Below are 19,564 nucleotides of genomic sequence, written 5' to 3'. Positions count from 1 at the left end.
GCTTCTAGTGGAGACCGATGCGGCGACCCCGCACGTAAACCTCGGCGATAGCGGGCTCGCGCAGGCCCATCAGCAATGCGAACAACGTCTGATCCCGCGCCAATATGGGGTCTTCGGAACGGATCCCGTATGCCAGCGTATTTTGCAGCGCCGGTACCCGCGCGGGCTCCACCACGACGAAATCGGCTTCCTTGCCGAGATCGAAGTTTCCGAATCGGCTTTCCATATCCAAGGCACGTGCGCCCGCCAGCGTGCCCGTGAAGAGCATTTCCGCCGGGTGCATCGATACTCCGTTTTCGCCGGGCTCGGAAATGTGCACCTTGAAGGCAGCCGACAGCACCTGCGGGATGTGCCATTTGTCGCCGCCGCCGAAATCTGTTCCGGCGGCCACGGTGACGCCCGACGCTACCGTCCGCTTCCACGGCATCGTGCCGGAGCCGAGGAACTGCTGAGAAACCGGGCAGTGTGCGATCGATGTGCCGGTCTCGGCCATTCGACGCAGTTCGACGTCCTGGCAGTGCACGCAGTGGGCGAGGATGCTACGCCTGCCGAGCAGGCTTTCACCGCCCTCGGCCGACCCCGGCAAGAACTTCCCGTCATAGGTGTCCAAGTAGGTAGCCACCTCGTACACCTGCTTGGTGGTGTCGACTTCCCCGGTGCCCGGACGATTGTTCTCGTTGAGATGGCTGTGGAAATAGACGCCCCGATCGCGCACCGAATCGTACAGTTCGCCAAGGTTTTTCAAGGTATCGCGAGTGACCGCCAGCGCGAAGCGCGGGACTACCGCCACTTGCAGCAATGCGGTACCGACATCGCCGGTATCGGCGGCGTGCCACCGGTCGATTTCTTCGATCGTCAGGCGGATGGCGTCGTCCTCGGTGGTGATCAGCGGCGCCGCCGACCGATCCCCGGTTGTTTGGATACCGCGTCCGCTGACCATTCGTAGACCGCGGCGCTCGGTCTCGGCGAACAGTGCGTTTTGCGCATGGGGAAAGGCCGATCCGAAGACCATCGCTGCTGTGGTGCCCGCCGCGATGCGTCGTTCGCAGAATTCGACGGCAGCTAATTGCGCGAATTCTGGTTCGGCGTAACGAGATTCCGCCGGATAGATGCACAGCTCGAGCCACTCCAGCAATTGACCGCCACCGTATGCGTCACCTGCGAAGGTCTGCGGGAAATGCACGTGGGTGTCGACGAACCCCGGCAGAAGGAACCCCGGACGATGGTCGTGCACGTCATCGTCGCGGTAGTCGTCCGGAATATCGGCGCTGGTTCCGCAGTACACGATGCGACCACCGTCATCGATTACCAGCGCCCCGTCCGGTATCGCGACCAGCGCGTCGGCCACATCGCCGGTAACGGGGCTACCGGCGATGTGAAAAATGTGCCCCAAGTGGACTTGGCTCACTCTTCGAGGAGAACACAAGTCGGCGCGCCACGGCAGCGGATCGAACGAAATAGAGTCAGACGCCGCGGAAGAGCCCAGACGTCCCGGAAGAGAAATGCCGCGGGCGCGATAAAACTTGTGCCCAGGCTGCGCTATCTACTTTCGAGTGGACCGGCTGGTGACGATGCTGTGGTTTGTGCGCAGGACGACCGTGTGACGGTCGAGGTCGACGCCGACCAGCGGCGGAGCGCCTTGGTTCTGCTCGTCGCGCAGCATGGACACCGACTCGCGGTGGTCGAGTTCCAGGCGTTTTGTGCCGTAGAACAGCGCGGTGAACTCATCGGTGAACGTACCGGAGATCGGGGTGCGACGCCGCTTGCGTCGTTTGTGCACGGTCAGCTCGTAGACAGCGACGAGCACGAGCAGGATGACCCAGCCGGGAACCGACCACTGCAACACCGCTGCCATGTAGGCCGAAGGTACCAGCGCGGCGGCCGAGGTCCGGCAAGGTCGAGAAATATGCTTCCGGGGCGGATATTCAGTGCTGTCAGGGGTATCCGCCTGATACGGAAGTGCGGGCAGGTCGTGACGCCACATGCGTCGTCGGACAGCCCGCGCGGTAGTGATGCGCGAGAGAACCATGAGAATCGGAAGTGCCATCGTCCTGATCTGGTTGCTGATCGGCGTGGTCGCCGCGGCACAGCGCCACTATTTCGACAGTGGCCCGATGAACTGTGCCGGTGTCGGCACGATCGCCGTCACGGTCATCGCGGGACCGCTCAACTACATGGGCGTGAACCCGAAGATCGCGGATTGCGATGTCCCGCAACCTAGCCCGTAGCGGGTAGCGGTCGGAGATTCCGGGTATCCCCGCTTTCGGGGAGCACGGAAGGAACCGATGAGATGCGTGACCAGCAATTTCGCACGCCGCCCAGACGTGGCGCAGGCTCCCGGATTATGGGGTTCCTGCTGCTGATCTGGCTGGCTACCGGACTGCTCGCCGCCGCTCAGCGGCACGATTTCGAGCAGCCGCCGACCGACTGTGCCCGATGGGGCACCATCGCCGTGACGGCACTGGCCGGACCGCTCAATTACCTCGGCGTGAATCCCGAGGTCGGCACCTGCGAACTGCCGGAACCAAGCCGGTGACCGGCACGCTCGCCGCGGACTGATCAGTCGGAGCGGGCGGCTCCCGCCACCGGCTGGGCCCAGGAAACGAGCTCGGCCCCGCCCCCGAGGTGATATCCGGGGCGCGGGGCCGAGAAAACAGTTGCTGATCAGCTGACGCCGACCGGCACCTGCGCCGTTTCGGTGGAACGCCGCTGCAGCTCATGCAGCTTCGCCCCCTCCACGTCGATGTCGGGCAGGATCCGGTCGAGCCACTTCGGCATCCACCACGACCATTTGCCCATCAACACCAGCAGCGATGGGATCAGCACCATGCGGACGATGAACGCGTCCAGCAGCACGCCCGCCGCCAGCGCGAAGCCGAACGACTTCGCCGTCACGTCGCTTTCCAGCAGGAACGAACCGAACACCGAGATCATGATGATCGCCGCCGAGGTCACCACGCGCGCGCCGTGGTGGTAGCCGGAGACCACCGCCTCCTTGGCCGACTTGCCTCGGACGAACTCCTCGCGCATCCGGGTGACCAGGAAGACCTGGTAATCCATCGCGAGCCCGAACACCAGGCCGATCAGCATGATCGGGAGGAAGCTGACCAGCGGATGCGGGTCCTCGATCAAGCCGAGCTTGCCTTCCTGGAAGATCAGGACGGTCGCGCCGAAGGTCGCGGCCATCGACAGCAGGAAGCCGAGCGCCGCGGTGAGTGGCACCAGGATCGATCGGAACACCAGGATCAGCAAGACGAACGCCGCGCCCGCCACGATCGCCAGGTAGGGCACGATCTTGCTGAGCAGGACGTGGTCCACGTCGGCGTAGATCGCGGTGGCGCCGGTGATGCCGTACTCGATGCCGTACTGCGCCTTCAGCTGGCCTTCGGCCTCCCGGGCGTCGCGCACCAGGTCCTTGGTGGCCTGGTTGTTGGGGCCGGACTTCGGCACGCCGTTCAGCAGCGCACCCGCCTGGTCCTTACTCCACTGCGGCTCGGTCACGTAGTCCATGTCCGGGTAGGAGGCAAGCTTCTGACGGAGCGCTCCGACCGCTGCTTCCCGGTTTTCGGCGGGGACGCCGCTGAGGTCGACTGCCACGTTCAGCACACCGTTGCTGCCTTCGCCGAAGCCTTCGGTGCGCAGCTCGTAGGCCTTCCGGATGGTGGAGGTCTTCGGCATGCTGTCTTCGCCGGGCAGGCCGAGGGTCAGGCCGGCGGCGGGCGCGGCGAGCGCGCCGAGGACCACGATGCTCAGCAGCAGTGTGACCCAGGGTGCCCGGCCGATCAGTCGGCCGACGCGCATGCCGTTGGTGATCGAGGTGTCGTCCTCGGGGTCGTGCTGGGCGATCAGCGGCAGCTTGGGCTTGAACAGGAAACGGCCGAACGCGCCGAGCAGCGCCGGCATCAGCGTGATCGCGGTGAGCACCGCGAAGCCGGCGGCGATCGCGCCACCCAGGCCCATGAAGGTCAGGAACTCGACACCGACGATGCTGAGGCCGGTCAGAGCGATGATGACCGTCAGGCCGGCGAACACCACCGCGGAACCGGCCGTGCCGAGCGCGGTGCCGGCCGCCTCCTCCGGCGAATCCTGCACCGCCAGTTCGTGCTTGTACCGGGACACGATGAACAGCGCGTAGTCGATGGACAGCGCGATCCCGATCATCGAGGCGAGGAACGTGGTGAAGCTGGGGACCTCGATCACCGAGGTACCGAGCATGATCAGCGAGGTGGCCGCGCCGAGGCCGACGATCGCCGTGGCGATCGGCACGAACGCGGCGACGATGGCGCCGAACGCCACAATCATCACGACCAGTGCGACACCCATGCCGATCAGTTCGGACTTACCGCTGGGGCCCTCCTGCTTCTGCGCGATCGAGCCGCTCATTTCCACCGTGAGCCCGGCAGTGCGGGCGTCGGCGGCCACGTCGTAGGCCGCCGTACGATCCTGGTCGGTCACGTCGGTGAACTTTTTGATCGTGAACGGGACGTTGACCACCGCCACGGTTTGCGGCGCGGTCTTGCTCAGCACGTTCAGTGGTGCGCCGCTGCACTGCGCCGGGTCGGGGTTGGTCAGGCAGCCCATCTTCTCGGCCGCTTCGATCGGGTTGCCGACCGGCTTGGCGTGGTCGACCAGGTCGAGTTGGCCGAGCTTGGCGATGAAGGCGTCCATCGCCGCGCGGTTGGCCGGGTCGGTCAGCTTCTGTCCCGTCGGCGCGGCGATGACATAGGTGCCGGTGACCGCGTCGAATTTGAACGTGGCGGACATGCCGGGGAAGTGCTTGTCGAGGATTTCGGTGGCCCGGGCGGAGGGCAGGTCCGGCATGCTGAAGTCGTTGCTCATCGGCTTGCTGAGCTGGGTGCCCAGGCCGCCGAGGAGCACGAACAACAGGAGCCAGACGGGAAGGACTATCCATTTCCGGCGGAAAGCGAACTTTCCCCATCTATAGAGATAAACGGACACGAGAGGTTTCTCCTAGCGGTGACTGGGATCGTGCTGGTTTGTGCGTGTAGACAGCACTCGCGGGGCGTCGCGCACGTCCCCGCCGCCACTGACGCTTCTGCCTACCGTGCGGTAGGTAGACTACCCAGTACCTAAGTGGAGATACAACCTCTACTTTACGGGCGGTGTGCGCTGGGCCTGACGAGTGATGAGAGGATCGTCGAATGGTTGTCCCTGCCGCACCTGGCCCTGTTTCCCCAGGTGGGCGAACTAAAGTTGCAATTCGCGATGCTGCGGTAAAGCTGTTCGGGGTCAAAGGATTCGAGCAGACGAGCTTGCGCGAGGTCGCCGATGCGGTGGGAATCACAAAGGCGTCGCTCTACTATCACTACGCTTCGAAGCTCGATCTGCTCTTGGCGATCATTGATCCGATCGTGGACCACATGCGCTCCGTCGTCGACAAGCTCGACGATGTGCAGCACGACGCGGCTGGTATCCGTCTGGTTCTGCAGACCTATCTGCGCGGCCTTATTCATCACCGCGACGCCGGAGTGCTGCTCGTGCGCGACACGCTGGCCATCATCAACGCCATGGCCGACCGCTATCCGGACTTGATAGAGGCCCATCAGGCGGTGCGCGTCTGGCTGGCCGGACCGGAAGCCACCGCGGAGGCGAAACTGCGCGCCAGCGCGGCGCTGGAGGTGATCGGCGTGGCACTGATCTCCAAAGAACTGGCGCCCGGCGCGGGCGACTCCCTCGTCGAGTCCACCCTGCTGGACGCGGCAACCTGTGTGCTCGGCGCCGGCGGCGCCGCGTAGATTCGAGCTACCCGTCGCCCCACGCCAGGAGTCACCGCTGTGCACATCACCGCGAAGGTCGATTACGCGGTGCGGACGCTGCTCGAAATCGCCAGTGCGCCGCCGCTGGATCAGTCCGTGGCTGGGGGTGGCACACCCTTGGTGCAGGCCGCAGTGGTCAAGGCCGAGGCGGTCAAGGCCGAGGCGATCGCCACCGCCCAGGGGATTGCGCCCAAGGTGCTGGAGTCCGTACTCGGCGAGCTTCGCCGCGCCGATCTGGTGATCAGCAGACGCGGCCCGGAAGGCGGCTACTGGCTGGCCCGGCCCGCCGCGGAGATCTCCATCGCCGACGTTATCCGCGCGATCGAGGGCCCGCTCGCGTCGGTGCGCGGCGCACGACCCGAGGATGTGCGCTATCGCGGCTCGGCCGAGTCGTTGCAGCGGGTGTGGATCGCGCTGCGGGTCAATATCCGTGCGGTGCTGGAGAACGTGACCATCGATGACATCGCGCACAACCGATTGCCCGGATTCGTCGAGGCGCTGACCGAGGACCCTGGCGCCTGGGCGCGAAGATAATGCTGGACAGGAGGACATTCATGCTGGTCAGGAATCCTCATGACGGATCGGGCCGATTGCCGGTAGCCTGCGATTCATCATGCTGATCAGACTGCTCCGCACGCATCTGTACCCCTACCGCGCCCAGCTGGCGGGGGTCGTTGCGCTTCAGCTGATTTCCGTCATCGCGATGCTGTACCTGCCGAGTCTGAACGCGGACCTGATCGACAACGGTGTCACCAAAGGTGATCTCGGCTACATCTGGACCACTGGCCTGTGGATGCTCGCGGTCTCCGGCGTGCAGATCGTCGCCTCGGCTTCCTCGGTCTATTACGGCGCGCAGGCCGCGATGGGCGCGGGCCGGGATCTGCGCGGCGCGGTACTGCACCGGGTCGGCACGTTCTCCGCGCGCGAAGTGGGGATGTTCGGCGCGCCCTCGCTGATCACCCGCAATACCAACGATATTCAGCAGGTGCAGCTGCTCATCGTGATGTCGGCGACCATTCTGGTGATGGCGCCGATCATGTGCGTCGGCGGCATCATCATGGCGCTGCGCGAGGATCTCGGCCTGTCCTGGCTGCTGCTCATCGCGGTGCCCGCGTTGGGTCTGTCGATGGCCGTGCTGATCTCCAAAATGGTGCCCGGCTTCCGCGCCATGCAGGCCAGGATCGACGAGGTGAATCGGGTCCTGCGCGAGCAGATCACCGGTATCCGCGTGGTCCGAGCGTTCGTGCGGGAGCGGCAGGAGACCTGGCGATTCGGCCTGGCCAACACCGAACTGACCGATACCGCGCTGCGTGTCGGCCGGTTGATGGCGCTGATGTTCCCGACCGTCATGCTGATCAGCAACATCACCGCCGTCGCGGTGATCTGGTTCGGCGGGCGCGCGATCGACGCCGGGCACATGCAGATCGGCTCGCTCACCGCGATGCTGTCCTACATCATGCAGATCCTGATGGCCGTGATGATGGCCTCCTTCTTGGCCATGATGGCGCCGCGCGCGGCGGTCTCCGCCGACCGGATCGGCGAGGTGCTCGACACCGAATCCTCGGTCCACCCGCCGCGACTGCCGCAGCCGTTCACCGACGACCCGGCCATCGTGGACGTCCAGTTCGCCGAATTCGCCTTTCCCGGCGCGGAGAAGCCGGTGCTCAAAGCCATTCGGTTCCAGGCGCGGCCGGGAACGACCACCGCGATCGTCGGCTCTACCGGTGCGGGCAAGACCACGTTGGTCAACCTCATCCCACGGCTGATGGACGTCACCGACGGCGCGGTCTACCTCGGCGGCACCGACGTCCGCCACCTCGACTTGGCACTGTTGCGCGCGCAGATCGGGCTCGTACCGCAAAAGGCGTACCTGTTCTCCGGAACCATCGCGAGCAACTTGCGCTATGGCAACCCGGACGCCACAGACGAGGAACTATGGCACGCTCTGGAGATCGCTCAGGCCGCGGATTTCGTCCGGGAGATGCCGGAAGGATTGCGGACCCCGGTCGCACAGGGCGGAATCACGGTCTCCGGTGGCCAACGCCAGCGGCTTGCCATCGCCCGAGCGCTGGTGAAGAAGCCGAGGGTGTACCTGTTCGACGACTCGTTCTCCGCGCTCGACGTCGCCACCGACGCCAGACTGCGCGAGGCACTGAAACCCGCGACCGCCGATGCCTCGGTGCTCATCGTGGCCCAGCGCATCGCCACCATCCGTGACGCGGATCAGATCCTGGTGCTCGAGGACGGCGAGCTGGTCGGCGTCGGCACCCATGAGCAGCTGATCCGGGACTGCTCGGAGTACCGCGAGATCGTCGAGTCGCAGCTGAGTGCGGAGGAGGCGCGATGAGAGACAATTGCGAAGCGTCTTGTCGCGCCGATCGGGTGCGGGTGTCCCGCAGGGTGCAGGAGGCGCGATGAGAGACAATTGCGAAGCGTCTTGTCGCGCCGATCGGGTGCGGGTGTCCCGCAGGGTGCAGGAGGCGCGATGAGACCAGGAATGCCCAGTCCCGGTGCGCCGGGGGCCAAAGCGAAGGCGTTCGGACCCTCCCTCAAACGTCTGCTGCACAGGCTCGCGCCGGAGCGGGTCTCCGTCGGACTGATCGTGGCGCTCGTCATCGCCTCGGTGGTGCTGAACACCCTCGGGCCCTACATCCTCGGCAAGGCCACCAACCTGGTCTTCGACGGTGTGGTCGGCGAGCAGCTCCCCGCGGGAATCAGCAAAGACCAGGCGATAGAAGCGTTGCGAGCCAAGGGCGACAACACTTTCGCCGACATGCTCAGCGCCATGAACGTGGTGCCGGGGGTGGGTGTGGACTTCGGTGCGGTCGGCCGGGTGCTCGCGCTGGTGCTCGTGCTCTACCTCGGCGCGGCAGTCTTCAGCTGGTTGCAGGGATATCTGCTCAATATCGTGATCAACCGCACGGTGAAGCGGCTGCGCAGCGACGTCGAGGACAAAATCCATCGACTTCCGTTGCGCTACTTCGATTCCGCGCCGCGCGGTGACGTGCTCAGCCGGGTGACCAACGACGTGGACAACGTGTCGCAGAGCTTGCAGCAGACCATGAGCCAGCTGCTGAACGCGGTGTTCTCGGTGCTCGGCATCCTGATCATGATGGTGTGGATCTCGTGGGTGCTCGCGGTGATCGCACTGCTCACCGTGCCCGCCGCCATCGTGGTCACCGCACAGATCGCGAAACGCTCCAAGCCGCACTTCGTCAACCAGTGGAAATACACCGGCTTGGTGAACGCTCAGGTCGAGGAGGCCTACACCGGGCACGAGGTGGTCACCGCGTTCGGTCGCAACCGCGAGGTCGGCGCGGAGTTCGACAAGCGCAACCAGGACCTCTACCAGGCCAGCTTCAGAGCGCAGTTCATCTCGGGTTTGATCATGCCCGCGATCATGTTCCTCGGGAACGTGAATTTCGTGCTGGTCGCGCTGGTCGGCGGGCTCAAGGTGGCGACGGGCACCCTCTCGCTCGGCGAAGTGCAGGCATTCATCCAGTACTCCAGGCAGTTCAGCCAGCCGTTGACCCAGCTCGGCGCGATGGCCAATCTGTTGCAATCCGGCGTCGCCTCGGCCGAGCGGATCTTCGAGATCCTCGACGCCGAGGAGCAAACCCCGGACCCGGTGATGGACAACGTCCGTCCGGTCGATCGTGGCCGGGTGGAGTTCGAGGCCGTCTCGTTCCGCTACGAACCGGACAAGCCGGTGATCGAGCGGCTTTCGCTGGTGGCCGAGCCCGGACATGTGGTGGCGATTGTCGGCCCGACCGGTGCGGGCAAGACCACGTTGGTGAACCTGCTCATGCGGTTCTACGAACTGGACGCGGGCGCGATCACCGTCGACGGCGTGGATATCACCCAGCTCACCCGGGACCACCTGCGCTCGCGCATCGGCATGGTGTTGCAGGACACCTGGCTGTTCCGCGGCACCATCCGGGAGAACATCGCCTATGGCAACCCCAACGCCGGCGAGCAAGAAATCCTCGCCGCCGCGCGCGCGGCCTACGTGGACCGTTTCGTACACGCGCTACCCGACGGCTACGACACGATCATCGACGAAGAGGGATCCGGCGTCAGCGCGGGCGAGAAGCAACTGATCACCATCGCCCGCGCGTTCCTGGCCAAACCATCGATCCTGATCCTGGACGAAGCCACCAGTTCCGTGGACACCCGCACCGAACTGCTGGTGCAACACGCCACCGCGGCGTTGCGCCGGGACCGCACCAGCTTCGTCATCGCCCATCGACTGTCCACCATTCGCGACGCCGACTTGATCGTCGTCATGGAATCGGGCCGGATCGTGGAGCACGGCACGCACGAGCGTTTGCTCGGCGAGCGCGGGGCGTACTACCGGCTCTACAACGCCCAGTTCGCCGCTGTGTAATTCGAGGGTGTCGTGGCGGCTGTCCGGTGGCCTGGTGGGGTCGGGGCAGGGGCAGCTGCGAGGATAGCGGGGTGGCCGGTCCCGAATCCTTCTCCTTCACCGTCGGTACTCGTCTGGCTGGGCGGCACGGCCGGTCCGGTGTGATCGGTACGCCGCACGGGCCGATCGCCACGCCCGCGTTCATTCCGGTGGGCACCAAGGCGACGGTCAAGGCGGTACTGCCGGAAACCATGCGCGACCTCGGCGCCCAGGCAGTGCTGGCCAATGCTTACCACCTCTACCTGCAGCCGGGCGCCGACATCGTGGACGAAGCGGGCGGGCTCGGCTCCTTCATGAACTGGCCGGGGCCGACCTTCACCGACAGCGGCGGGTTCCAGGTGATGTCGCTGGGTGTCGGATTCAAGAAGGTGCTCGCGATGGACGCGGTCGACGTCCGCAGTGACGACGTGATCGCGGCGGGCAAGGAGCGGCTGGCCACCGTGGACGACGACGGCGTCACGTTCCGCTCGCACCTGGACGGCTCGGCGCACCGGTTCACCCCCGAGGTATCGATGGGCATCCAGCACCAGTTGGGCGCCGACATCATGTTCGCCTTCGACGAGCTCACCACGCTGCTCAACACCCGCGCCTACCAGGAGCGGTCCGTGCAGCGCACGCACGAGTGGGCACAGCGCTGCATCGACGAACACGAGCGGCTGACTTCGGCCCGACCGCACCGCCCATACCAGGCACTATTCGCTGTCGTCCAGGGCGCGCAATACGAGGACTTGCGCCGCAAAGCCTGTCGTGGACTCGAATCGATTCGAGGAAGCGCAGGAACGGGTTTCGACGGCTACGGTATCGGCGGTGCGCTGGAGAAGCGCAACCTGGGCGCCATCGTCGGCTGGTGTTGTGACGAGCTGCCCGAGGACAAACCGCGGCACATGCTGGGCATCAGCGAGCCGGAGGACGTCTTCACCGCGATCGAGAACGGTGCGGACACCTTCGACTGCGTGAATCCGTCCCGGGTGGCTCGCAACGCGGCGATCTACGTCGACACCGGCCGGTTCAACATCAATACCAGCCGCTTCCGTCGCGACTTCACTCCGATCGATGAGACCTGCGACTGCTACACCTGCGCCAACTACACCCGCGCCTACATCCACCACCTGTTCAAGGCCAAGGAAATGCTCGCGGCCATGCTGTGCACCATCCACAACGAGCGATTCACGGTGCGCCTGGTGGATCGCATCCGGCAGAGCATCGAGGGCGGCTACTTCGACGAGCACAAGGCGGAAATATTGGGCCGCTGGCACGGAAACGGTGATTGATCTGCAACTTCCGCGAACAGAGCCGGGCAAGCCTGCATTCAGGTCGCCACCGGTGGTCGCCTGTCCGCAACCGCTGTCTGTGCTGAGAACCCAGATCCCGCGGTGACAACGTGTCACAACCACATCGGCCCGGCCTCCGTTTTCGAGCGCAGCGAGACCGAGCATTCCCCCGTTCGCGGCCCGGCTCGCGTGCGAGCGGCCGCCGCGTCCGCGACGAAGTCGCCAGCGGCGGTCGCTCGCACGCGAGCCACAAGGGGGCCGCGAGCCCGCCGCGCCCGCGCGGCCGAAAATACAGCTCAGGCTTGCAGCGGGGCTACTTCCGTTGGGGCGTAGGTGGGTTCGCGCTGCTTCAGGATGGCGATCACGCGGTAGGTGATCGGAAGCACAAGAACTTCGGCGAGGGTCTTCCAGAGGAAGCCGACGATCACGTAGTTCACGAACTGCTGCCAGCTGTCGATACCGATGGCGCCCGCGGCGATCGAGCAGAAGATCAGCGTGTCCCCGAACTCGCCGACCACGGTCGATCCGATCAGCCTGGCCCACAGGTGTTTCTCCTTGGTCCGTTCCTTGATCAGCACCAGCGTGGCGGAGTTCAGCAGCTGTCCGACGAAGTATCCGGCCAGGCCCGCGAGGACGAGCCGGGGCGTCGTCCCGACGACGGTGCGGAATGCGTCCTGGTTCTCGTAGAAGCTCGCGGCGGGCAGCTGGATCGCGATGGCGAAGCATACGACCGTCAGCAGCAGGGCCGCGAAGCCGTAGTAGATCGCACGCCGGGTGGCGCGGAAGCCGTACACCTCACTGAGCACATCGCCGAGGATGTAGGCCAGCGGGAACAGAAAGAAGGCTGCGTCGGTGGCGATGGGCAGGATTTGCAGGGGTCCCAGCGACACCGAGTGATCGCCGAGGAACTCCACCCCCTTGGTGGCACAGATATTGGAAATGATCAGGGTCGCAGTGAACAGGGCCACGATCGGTGCGTAGTACCCCCGCGCTACCTGGGCAAATGCCGCATGGTCCGCGGGGCGTCCAGGCCCGCCGTGTTCTTCGGTGGTTTTCGACTCACTCACCCGCATCATCCAACCAGGTTGTGGAATACGCTGTAGCAATGACGAATCCCGGCGATTCCGACGAGTGGTGGAAGCAGTACGGCGGCCAAGGCGTGTCGCCGGTGTCCGGTGCGCAGAGTTCGGTGCCGCAGTACCCGAGCGCCGAGCAGCCGTCGGGTTATCCGTCGGCGCCGCAGTACCCGGTGCAGCCACCGTCGCAGCCGATGACGCCGCCTCCGCAACCGCAGTACCCCTCGTATCAGCAGCCGGCGCAGCCGTATCCGCAGCCGAGCTACGGCTACCAGAGCCCCTACCAGCCGTACGGCGCCCCGGTGCAGGGCACCAACGGCATGGCGATCGGCGCGCTGATCTCGTCCCTGGTCGGGTTCGTCACCTGTGGGCTCGGCTCGATCGTCGGCATCATCCTCGGGGTGGTAGCACTGAACCAGGTCAAGCAGTCCGGCCAGGAGGGGCGTGGAATGGCGCTCGCGGGCATCTGGATCGGTGTCGGCGCGTTCGTGCTCGGCATACTGTGGTTCGTCGTCGTGATCATCGCCGGCACTACGAGCTCGTAGCGCAACGGCTGTACGAAGCAACAGGGGCGCACCCGATTCGGGTGCGCCCCTGCGTGTTCGTGCGGCTGGCGCAGCTCAGGCCTTGACGACCTGGGTGCCGCCGGCGAACTTGTCGTGCCAGCCCTGCTTGTTCGGGTCCTGGGAGATGGTGACCATGATGTAGATCGCCAGGCCGAGCGAGACCAGGGAGCCGACGCACGGAATGATGTTCGCGGCGACGAAGATGTTGCGCTTCAGCGAGGTGGCCGGGTCGATCTTGGCGGCGCCGCCGGGGGCGAGCACCTTCAGTCCCAGGATCTTCTTGCCGAGCGTGGTGCCCTGCGAGGTCTCCAGGCCGACGAAGTAGCCGAGCTGCACCAGGGTCCAGACCACACCGAGCCCGATGGTGAGGACGGTGGAGCGGCTGACCAGGGCGTACAGGATGAAATAGGGGATCGCCAGGATGATCGCGTCGATGACGCGCGCCCCGATACGGGTGCCGAGGTCGCCCGCCTGTCCGCCATAGTTGTCGAACCCGGGCTGCTGTGGGTACTGACCGTAGGGGTCCTGCCCTTGCTGCGGCTGCTGCCCGTACTGGGGCTGCTGCCCGTATTGCGGAGGCTGCTGCCCGTATTGCGGAGGCTGCTGCCCGTACTGCGGCTGCTGCCCGTACTGGGGCTGCTGCCCGTACTGCGGAGGCTGCTGTCCGTATTGGGGCTGCTGGCCGTATTGCGGCTGCTGCCCGTACTGGTCGCCGCCTTGCGGATACGGCTGCCCATACGGCTGCCCGCCCTGCGGATACTGGTTGGGGTCGTACCCACCGCTTGTCATAGTTGTTTGTCCTCGTCGATTGATCAGTAGTTGGACGATGCGTACGTTACGGACATCGGCTGTGTTGCAACAACCCATTCACGTCGAGTATCCACGGTTCACGGGGCAGCCGCCGGGGATCGAATCGGGCGAGTAGCTCGGATGACGATGTCGCGATGTAGCCGAGTGAAGCGGCGAGTGCCGAAACGACTTCCCCGGGTGTGTTGCCGAGCGCCCGCCAGTCGGTAAGTGTAACCGCGCCATCCCGTTTCGCCAGCCGCCGTCCCGCCGGATTGAGCACCAGCGGCACATGGGCGTAGTGCGGCACCGGAAGGCCGAGCAGTGTCGCGAGGTAGGCCTGCCGCGGTGTCGACGGCAGCAGGTCGTCTCCGCGTACCACTTGGTCGACATCCTGCGCGGCGTCGTCCACGACGACCGCGAGGTTGTAGGCCGCAACGCCGTCGCCGCGGCGCAGCACCACGTCGTCGACCGGGCCGCGATAGCAGCCGTGCAGGGCGTCATGCACCTCGAATTCGGTGACCGTCGCGCGCAACCGCAGCGCGGCAGGGCGGCCCTCGGCGCGCAACCGGATGCGCTCCGGCTCGGTCAGTTCGCGGCAGGTGCCGGGGTAGGCGCCCATCGGCCCGTGCGGCGCTGTCGCTGCCTTCTGAACTTCCCTTCGGGTGCAGAAGCATTCGTAGGTGAGGCCGGCAGCGGTGAGACGTTCGATGGCGGCTTCGTAGAGCGGTCGCCGTTCGGACTGACGTACCACGGGGCCGTCCCAGTCCACGCCGACCGCGGCGAGATCATCGAGCTGCCGCTGCTCGGCGCCGGGCCGCACCCGATCCAGATCATCGATCCGCAGCACGAAACGCCGACCGCTCGAGCGGGCGAACGCCCAGGCCAGTAGCGCGGTGCGGAGATTGCCCAGGTGCAGGTCCCCAGACGGACTCGGCGCGTACCGGCCCGCACCCGGCTCAGCCACGGGCTCGACTGGTGAAGGAGCAGATGCGCACTTCTGCCATGGTAGGAGTGCGACGATCAGCCGCGCAGCTGCGGCCTCAGCTCGGCTTCCGACGGCGCTTCGCCGGCCGCCAGCGCGGCGAGGAGAGCTTCGGCGTGGATCACCAGCCCGGTTCGATCAATGTCGTAGGGCACCTCGTCTTTCTCCGGATGATAGGCGTTCAGCCGGGACACGGCGCGGGCGAGGAGTGTACGCGCCCCTTTGGGATTGCCGCGCTGTATGTGGGTGAGACCGACAGCGAACTGTGCGAGTGCCTGCCACAGCATCCGCTCGGCGAACGGCCCGTTCTTCCATGCGGCCTCTAAAACCTCATGCGCATTGAAAGCCAGACCCTCGTCCAGCAGTTGCTGAGCGAAGGTCAACGTTTGCTGGGGTGACAGATCGAGATCATCCGGAATTCGGGCAACTCCGGTACTGCCCGGCGGCAGTGGACGCCCGAGGCGGTCGCGCGGGCGGGCGTTACGTGCGCGACCTGCGTCGTCGCGATCGCGTTCGACCATGGGTTCCATGATGCACGGCCCCCGGCGACGAGGTCGATGCGGGCCGTGATGGTCGGCGAATATCGACCGATAACAGGGCAATCACATCCGTCAAAAAGATTTTGGTACGCCAGTGCGAAGAATTGATGCCACTCTCTGGCAATTTTTCCGCAACCATATTACTGAGCAAGCATGTGTAGCTCCGATGATTGAATAGGCAAGAGATGGGCAAACTTTCGATGAACCTGCTAGGGTTACCGCGCGGGGACAGGCCCCGCGCGAGGTTAATTTCCTCTCGAAGTCGATGTGCAATATCGACGCACCGGGAAAGTGTGTGCCGCCAAAGGGCGCACTGCGGGATTCGGCTTTCAGCCGAGTGCCGATGCTAGCTGAAACGATGTCAGGAGAAATCTATCTCGCTCTCGACGCAGCAAAGGAGCTAGTGCCGTGGAAGTTGATTGGGCGGGCGCTGTGTGGCGCAAGAGCACATACAGTGGTCCGGATGGGAACTGCGTAGAAGTCGCTTTCCTTACGGATGGCAACATCGCGGTTCGTGACACCAAGGACAACGGACGTGGCCCGGTCTTGGCCTTCGTGCCGGGCGTGTGGGATGCGTTCCTAGCAGGCGTCTCGGCGGGGGAGTTCCGGCGCGGATAACACCGCACGGAAACCGCCTTAACAGGCAAAGCGGGCCCCGGGTCGCGTGGACTCGGGGCCTTCGCGGTGTTTCGGTGGTTTGTCGGATGACCTGCGGGGTGTCGGATGACAGACGGGTGCTGGATGACATTTGGTGCCGTCGAACATCAGTGGGCGGAACCGTTTCCGCTGTCGTTCGCCCGCCGCTGAGCTCGGCGCAGCACGGCGAGCTGTTTGCGTTCCTCCTGGTGTTCGGTCTCGAAGTGCTGCTCGCTTTCTCGGTGCGGGTCCGCACGGAAGAAGCTGCCGGTGCCCGGTCTGCCCGCTGCGCCGAGCTTGCTCATCTTCTTCGGGACCGGGGCGCCCTGGTACTCCAGCGGAATCGGGTGACCGTGCTCGTCCACCGGCCCCAGCGGCTGATGGATCTCGATGTACTCGCCGTGTGGCAAGCGTTTGATCACACCGGTTTCCACGCCGTGCTCGAGCACCGCGCGGTCGCTGCGCTGCAGACCGAGGCAGATGCGGTAAGCGAGGAAGTAGGCCAACGGGGGTGCGAGCAGAATCCCGATGCGGCCGGCCCAAGTTGTCGCGTTCAGCGAAATGTCGAACTTGTAGGCGATGATGTCGTTGTTGCACGACAGGGTGAGCACCACGTAGAACGCGATCGCCATCGCGCCGATCGCGGTGCGGACCGGCACATCGCGCGGCCGCTGCAGCAGGTTGTGGTGCGCGGCCGTGTCTCGGGTGAGGCGCTTCTCGATCCACGGGTAGGCGATGAGCATGGCAAACACCACGGTCATCACTACCGCGACCCAGACGGGCGCCGGGACGGTGTAGCGGCCGAACGGATAGATCTCCCATGGCGGCAACAGGCGAAGGAACCCATCGGTCCACATCATGTAGAAGTCCGGCTGCGAGCCGGCTGACACTTGCGAGGGGTTGTAGGGCCCCAGATTCCAGATCGGGTTGATCTGGAACAGGCCGGAAATGATCGCGACGACGCCGAGGGTGAAGGCGAAGAACGCGCCCTGATCCGCCGCGAACACCGGTACGATCCGCGCGCCGACCACGTTGTTCTCGGTGCGGGCCGGGCCGGGGTACTGGGTGTGCTTCTGGTACCACACCAGCGCGATGTGCGCGGCGATCAACGCCAGGATGATGCCCGGCAGCAGCAGTACATGCGCGATATACAGGCGCGGGATGATGATCTCACCCGGGAAATCGCCACCGAAGATCAGCCAGTGCAGCCACGTGCCGATGATCGGGATACCCATCGTGATTCCGCCGAACGCGGCCCGCAGACCGGTGCCCGAGAGCAGGTCATCCGGCAGCGAGTAGCCGAAGAACCCCTCGAACATCGCCAGGATCAGCAGCAGCGAACCCATCACCCAGTTCGCCTCCCGTGGTTTGCGGAAGGCGCCGGTGAAGAAGATCCGGAACAGATGCACGATGATCGACGCCGCGAACAGCAACGCCGCCCAGTGATGCACCTGCCGCACGAACAGACCACCGCGCACCTCGAACGAGATGTTCAACGCCGTCTCGTACGCCCGTGACATCGTCACACCGCGCAGTGGCTGGTAGGACCCGTTGTAGACGACCTCCGTCATCGAAGGGTCGAAGAACAATGTCAGATACACACCCGACAGCAGCAGGATGATGAAGCTGTAGAGCGCGATCTCACCGAGCAGGAACGACCAATGCGTCGGGAAGACCTTGTTGATCGACCGCTTCAGAAACGCGGCCGCCCGATACCGCTCGTCCGCCCCATGAGCTTGCGCAGCGACTGTGCGAGCAAGATCTGTAGCCATAGCCGACACCCCGCCCTGGGTGAGAGTCGTGTCTATTCCTACTACAGACGGTAGCAGGGCTTGGCGGGAAAATCGATGGACCCCGCGACGAGCTTTGTTCGCGATTACGGCCGATCAGGCTCGGGCGAGGGCCGGTACGGGTTCGGCATGCGCGAGTTCGCTGGAGACCTTGATGTCCAGGTCGATCCGCGTCGCGCTGATCACGGAGCGTTCTTCCTCGACGGTGTTCTCGATCGCCCGCGACCACAGCGCCTGGATTTCCGAGATCTCCTCGCTGGTCGCTTCGCCATCGAGTTCGATTCCGCGCCGCTGCAAGGTGATGTTCAGCGCGGCGGTGAGCGTGCGCATCAGATCCGCACAGCGATTGGGGAGCTTGCGGTGCGCCACGACGCGCAGGTTGCTGACGAATCCCACGGACTCGCCGATGGTCTGGCTGAGTTCCGCAGCAATTCGGTCCAGTTCCGCGCCGTCCCAGCGGTCGCACTGCATCAGCCGCTGACGGACCTCGCTGGAGATCGCCAGCACGGACGAGACCGCGGAAAGCACCGATTCCCGCCGCCACTTGTCCTGGTCCCGACGGTCCGCCGCCGCGTTCGTCAGCTCCATATTGCGCTGTGCGGCATCCAGCGCCACCCGGTTCCGCTCGTCTGCGGCGGACACCGCCGCACGATTCGTGCGGTTGTTGACCAGCACGCCGACCAATGCCGCAACGGCGACGATGAGGGAACCGAGGAGTGGAAGCCACTGAGTCACGGGGAGATCATCGCATCGTAATCGGAAGCCGCACAGTCGCGATCGGCTCTGCCCGCGGCCGCAGTGGTTGGTCTCGTGCAGCGACCATCAGCGGGAACCGGAATCCGAAGCCGACACGGTGCGCGTCGGGCCCCGGCCATACTCAGTGCGAACTCGGAGTTCCTTGGTGGAAATAGAGTCGCCAGCCCCGCTCCGACCGCCGCCACACGGAACTGCGGCGCACACGCCGCACAGCATCGTCGGACATAGGTGAGTCGGAAACATAGGTGAGATGGACTGTGTCAGGGGCAAGCAGCGCACCGCGCATCTCGCTGACTCTGATCGGCTCATCCGATGGGCGAGAATCCGCGGCGAGAGCAGCGATGATGGCGGATCGACTCCACCAGCGGCCGGAAGCGCCGATTTCGCTGAACTCCGGGTCGAGCAATTCGGCGAGATGTTCGGCTGACGACCTGACCGCGGGATCCAGCAGCCGCAGCTCGCCGGCTATGGCAGCGCGCACGGCGCTATGCGAGTCAACCATGTCACCGACTTCAGGCGAGGGTCCTCGGCCGGCTAGCCGCTCCGAATGAGCGAAACAGGCAGCATGAGCGAGGTAGGCGGCACGGGCGCCGACCGTTGGCGGGGGCGGTGCAAAACCGCCCCCGACCAGCGGGCTTTCTGGCGGAGGATAGGGGATTTGAACCCCTGAGGGTGTTAACCCAACCCGCGTTCCAGGCGAGCGCCATAGGCCACTAGGCGAATCCTCCGTGGAGCAGCATACCGGTAGCCCCCGGCCGGTCGCCAAATAGGGGCGGGGGATCGGGTGAATCGCCTGGTGGGGTGGGGCGGCAGACCCGGGGATGGGGCTGGGGTGCGGAAGCCGCTACACTGGCCAACGGATCCCGCGCGGCGCGCATCCTGTGAACCCCCCCAGGGCCGGAAGGCAGCAAGGGTCAACGGGCTCTGGCGGGTGCGCGGGGTCCCCTTTCAACGGG

19 protein-coding genes, 1 tRNA gene and 1 other RNA gene are annotated in these 19,564 nt (G+C 65.2%); 10 read left to right on the top strand and 11 right to left on the bottom strand.

The features are described from left to right. Positions 1 to 4: 4 nt before the first annotated feature. Together ACT86A_RS12190 and ACT86A_RS12185 are read right to left on the bottom strand one after the other, a co-directional pair. Complete coding sequence (locus ACT86A_RS12190) at positions 5 to 1,393, bottom strand: amidohydrolase family protein (protein ID WP_445092184.1); 1,389 nt, start codon at positions 1,391 to 1,393, stop codon at positions 5 to 7. A gap of 150 nt (positions 1,394 to 1,543) precedes the next feature. Then, a complete protein-coding gene (locus tag ACT86A_RS12185; RefSeq protein ID WP_445092183.1) occupies positions 1,544 to 1,855 on the bottom strand; it encodes a DUF6191 domain-containing protein in 312 nt (103 codons plus the stop codon). 172 nt (positions 1,856 to 2,027) lie between these two features. Between ACT86A_RS12185 and ACT86A_RS12180 the strand changes: the two genes are divergently transcribed. Then, positions 2,028 to 2,228 (top strand): hypothetical protein, encoded by a 201-nt coding sequence (locus tag ACT86A_RS12180; RefSeq protein WP_445092182.1) that lies wholly within the window; start codon positions 2,028 to 2,030, stop codon positions 2,226 to 2,228. Positions 2,229 to 2,344: 116 nt separating this feature from the next. Continuing rightward, entirely contained in the window at positions 2,345 to 2,536 is a 192-nt protein-coding gene (locus ACT86A_RS12175; protein ID WP_445092181.1) for a hypothetical protein, read from the top strand. Positions 2,537 to 2,664: 128 nt separating this feature from the next. Here the strand turns inward: ACT86A_RS12175 and ACT86A_RS12170 are convergent, their stop codons facing one another. Continuing rightward, on the bottom strand, positions 2,665 to 4,959 hold the full coding sequence (locus tag ACT86A_RS12170; RefSeq protein ID WP_445092180.1) for an MMPL family transporter: 2,295 nt from the start codon (positions 4,957 to 4,959) through the stop codon (positions 2,665 to 2,667). A 203-nt stretch (positions 4,960 to 5,162) separates the two neighbouring features. Between ACT86A_RS12170 and ACT86A_RS12165 the strand changes: the two genes are divergently transcribed. From ACT86A_RS12165 to tgt, 5 genes are all read left to right on the top strand, one after another. Then, positions 5,163 to 5,756, top strand: coding sequence for a TetR/AcrR family transcriptional regulator (locus ACT86A_RS12165; protein WP_445092179.1), 594 nt, complete (start codon positions 5,163 to 5,165; stop codon positions 5,754 to 5,756). Positions 5,757 to 5,795: 39 nt separating this feature from the next. Beyond that, a complete protein-coding gene (locus ACT86A_RS12160) occupies positions 5,796 to 6,311 on the top strand; it encodes an RrF2 family transcriptional regulator (RefSeq protein WP_445092178.1) in 516 nt (171 codons plus the stop codon). A gap of 79 nt (positions 6,312 to 6,390) precedes the next feature. Next, complete coding sequence (locus ACT86A_RS12155) at positions 6,391 to 8,124, top strand: ABC transporter ATP-binding protein (RefSeq protein ID WP_445092177.1); 1,734 nt, start codon at positions 6,391 to 6,393, stop codon at positions 8,122 to 8,124. A 138-nt stretch (positions 8,125 to 8,262) separates the two neighbouring features. After that, a complete protein-coding gene (locus ACT86A_RS12150; RefSeq protein WP_445092176.1) occupies positions 8,263 to 10,164 on the top strand; it encodes an ABC transporter ATP-binding protein in 1,902 nt (633 codons plus the stop codon). A 71-nt stretch (positions 10,165 to 10,235) separates the two neighbouring features. Continuing rightward, positions 10,236 to 11,474 carry a tRNA guanosine(34) transglycosylase Tgt gene (gene tgt / locus ACT86A_RS12145; protein WP_445092175.1) on the top strand — a complete coding sequence of 413 codons (1,239 nt, stop codon included), beginning with the start codon at positions 10,236 to 10,238 and terminating at the stop codon, positions 11,472 to 11,474. A 296-nt stretch (positions 11,475 to 11,770) separates the two neighbouring features. On the opposite strand, the gene ACT86A_RS12140 is transcribed toward tgt, so the two are convergent. Further along, a complete protein-coding gene (locus tag ACT86A_RS12140) occupies positions 11,771 to 12,550 on the bottom strand; it encodes a queuosine precursor transporter (RefSeq protein WP_445092174.1) in 780 nt (259 codons plus the stop codon). Between the two features lie 29 nt (positions 12,551 to 12,579). Here ACT86A_RS12140 and ACT86A_RS12135 point away from each other — a divergent pair, with 29 nt between their 5' ends. Continuing rightward, a complete protein-coding gene (locus tag ACT86A_RS12135) occupies positions 12,580 to 13,095 on the top strand; it encodes a DUF4190 domain-containing protein (RefSeq protein WP_445092173.1) in 516 nt (171 codons plus the stop codon). A gap of 75 nt (positions 13,096 to 13,170) precedes the next feature. Here the strand turns inward: ACT86A_RS12135 and ACT86A_RS12130 are convergent, their stop codons facing one another. From ACT86A_RS12130 to ACT86A_RS12120, 3 genes are read right to left on the bottom strand one after another with little or no spacing between them, the layout of a single operon-like run. Beyond that, on the bottom strand, positions 13,171 to 13,905 hold the full coding sequence (locus tag ACT86A_RS12130; protein ID WP_445092172.1) for an RDD family protein: 735 nt from the start codon (positions 13,903 to 13,905) through the stop codon (positions 13,171 to 13,173). A gap of 46 nt (positions 13,906 to 13,951) precedes the next feature. Continuing rightward, the gene (gluQRS, locus tag ACT86A_RS12125) at positions 13,952 to 14,869 is read right to left on the bottom strand and encodes a tRNA glutamyl-Q(34) synthetase GluQRS (RefSeq protein ID WP_445092171.1); all 918 of its coding nucleotides are present in this window, start codon (positions 14,867 to 14,869) and stop codon (positions 13,952 to 13,954) included. A gap of 56 nt (positions 14,870 to 14,925) precedes the next feature. Next, positions 14,926 to 15,408, bottom strand: coding sequence for a DUF309 domain-containing protein (locus tag ACT86A_RS12120; protein ID WP_445092170.1), 483 nt, complete (start codon positions 15,406 to 15,408; stop codon positions 14,926 to 14,928). 426 nt (positions 15,409 to 15,834) lie between these two features. On the opposite strand from ACT86A_RS12120, the gene ACT86A_RS12115 reads away from it, so the two are divergent. Beyond that, on the top strand, positions 15,835 to 16,044 hold the full coding sequence (locus ACT86A_RS12115; protein WP_445092169.1) for a DUF397 domain-containing protein: 210 nt from the start codon (positions 15,835 to 15,837) through the stop codon (positions 16,042 to 16,044). Positions 16,045 to 16,190: 146 nt separating this feature from the next. On the opposite strand, the gene qcrB is transcribed toward ACT86A_RS12115, so the two are convergent. The 4 genes from qcrB to ACT86A_RS12095 form a co-directional block, all read right to left on the bottom strand. Further along, positions 16,191 to 17,834, bottom strand: a complete 1,644-nt coding sequence (qcrB, locus tag ACT86A_RS12110; RefSeq protein ID WP_445092168.1) for a cytochrome bc1 complex cytochrome b subunit — start codon at positions 17,832 to 17,834, stop codon at positions 16,191 to 16,193. Between the two features lie 114 nt (positions 17,835 to 17,948). Continuing rightward, entirely contained in the window at positions 17,949 to 18,587 is a 639-nt protein-coding gene (locus ACT86A_RS12105) for a hypothetical protein (RefSeq protein ID WP_445092167.1), read from the bottom strand. A 142-nt stretch (positions 18,588 to 18,729) separates the two neighbouring features. Next, the gene (locus tag ACT86A_RS12100) at positions 18,730 to 19,110 is read right to left on the bottom strand and encodes a nuclear transport factor 2 family protein (RefSeq protein ID WP_445092166.1); all 381 of its coding nucleotides are present in this window, start codon (positions 19,108 to 19,110) and stop codon (positions 18,730 to 18,732) included. A 138-nt stretch (positions 19,111 to 19,248) separates the two neighbouring features. Next, positions 19,249 to 19,336 (bottom strand) — tRNA-Ser (locus ACT86A_RS12095). A gap of 127 nt (positions 19,337 to 19,463) precedes the next feature. Here ACT86A_RS12095 and ffs point away from each other — a divergent pair. After that, an RNA gene (gene ffs, locus ACT86A_RS12090) (signal recognition particle sRNA small type) lies at positions 19,464 to 19,558 on the top strand. Positions 19,559 to 19,564 lie beyond the last annotated feature (6 nt).

The sequence above is a fragment of the Nocardia glycosmidis genome (genome assembly GCF_052545115.1).
This window is presented reverse-complemented; position numbering and strand designations above follow the sequence as displayed.

Coding starts and splice junctions, on each gene's coding strand:
- ACT86A_RS12185 (WP_445092183.1), bottom strand. CDS start 1,855: ATGGCAGCGGTGTTGCAGTGGTCGGTTCCCGGCTGGGTCATCCTGCTC.
- ACT86A_RS12180 (WP_445092182.1), top strand. CDS start 2,028: ATGAGAATCGGAAGTGCCATCGTCCTGATCTGGTTGCTGATCGGCGTG.
- ACT86A_RS12175 (WP_445092181.1), top strand. CDS start 2,345: ATGGGGTTCCTGCTGCTGATCTGGCTGGCTACCGGACTGCTCGCCGCC.
- ACT86A_RS12165 (WP_445092179.1), top strand. CDS start 5,163: ATGGTTGTCCCTGCCGCACCTGGCCCTGTTTCCCCAGGTGGGCGAACT.
- ACT86A_RS12155 (WP_445092177.1), top strand. CDS start 6,391: ATGCTGATCAGACTGCTCCGCACGCATCTGTACCCCTACCGCGCCCAG.
- ACT86A_RS12150 (WP_445092176.1), top strand. CDS start 8,263: ATGAGACCAGGAATGCCCAGTCCCGGTGCGCCGGGGGCCAAAGCGAAG.
- ACT86A_RS12140 (WP_445092174.1), bottom strand. CDS start 12,550: ATGATGCGGGTGAGTGAGTCGAAAACCACCGAAGAACACGGCGGGCCT.
- ACT86A_RS12135 (WP_445092173.1), top strand. CDS start 12,580: ATGACGAATCCCGGCGATTCCGACGAGTGGTGGAAGCAGTACGGCGGC.
- ACT86A_RS12130 (WP_445092172.1), bottom strand. CDS start 13,905: ATGACAAGCGGTGGGTACGACCCCAACCAGTATCCGCAGGGCGGGCAG.
- ACT86A_RS12120 (WP_445092170.1), bottom strand. CDS start 15,408: ATGGTCGAACGCGATCGCGACGACGCAGGTCGCGCACGTAACGCCCGC.
- qcrB (WP_445092168.1), bottom strand. CDS start 17,834: ATGGCTACAGATCTTGCTCGCACAGTCGCTGCGCAAGCTCATGGGGCG.
- ACT86A_RS12100 (WP_445092166.1), bottom strand. CDS start 19,110: ATGGTTGACTCGCATAGCGCCGTGCGCGCTGCCATAGCCGGCGAGCTG.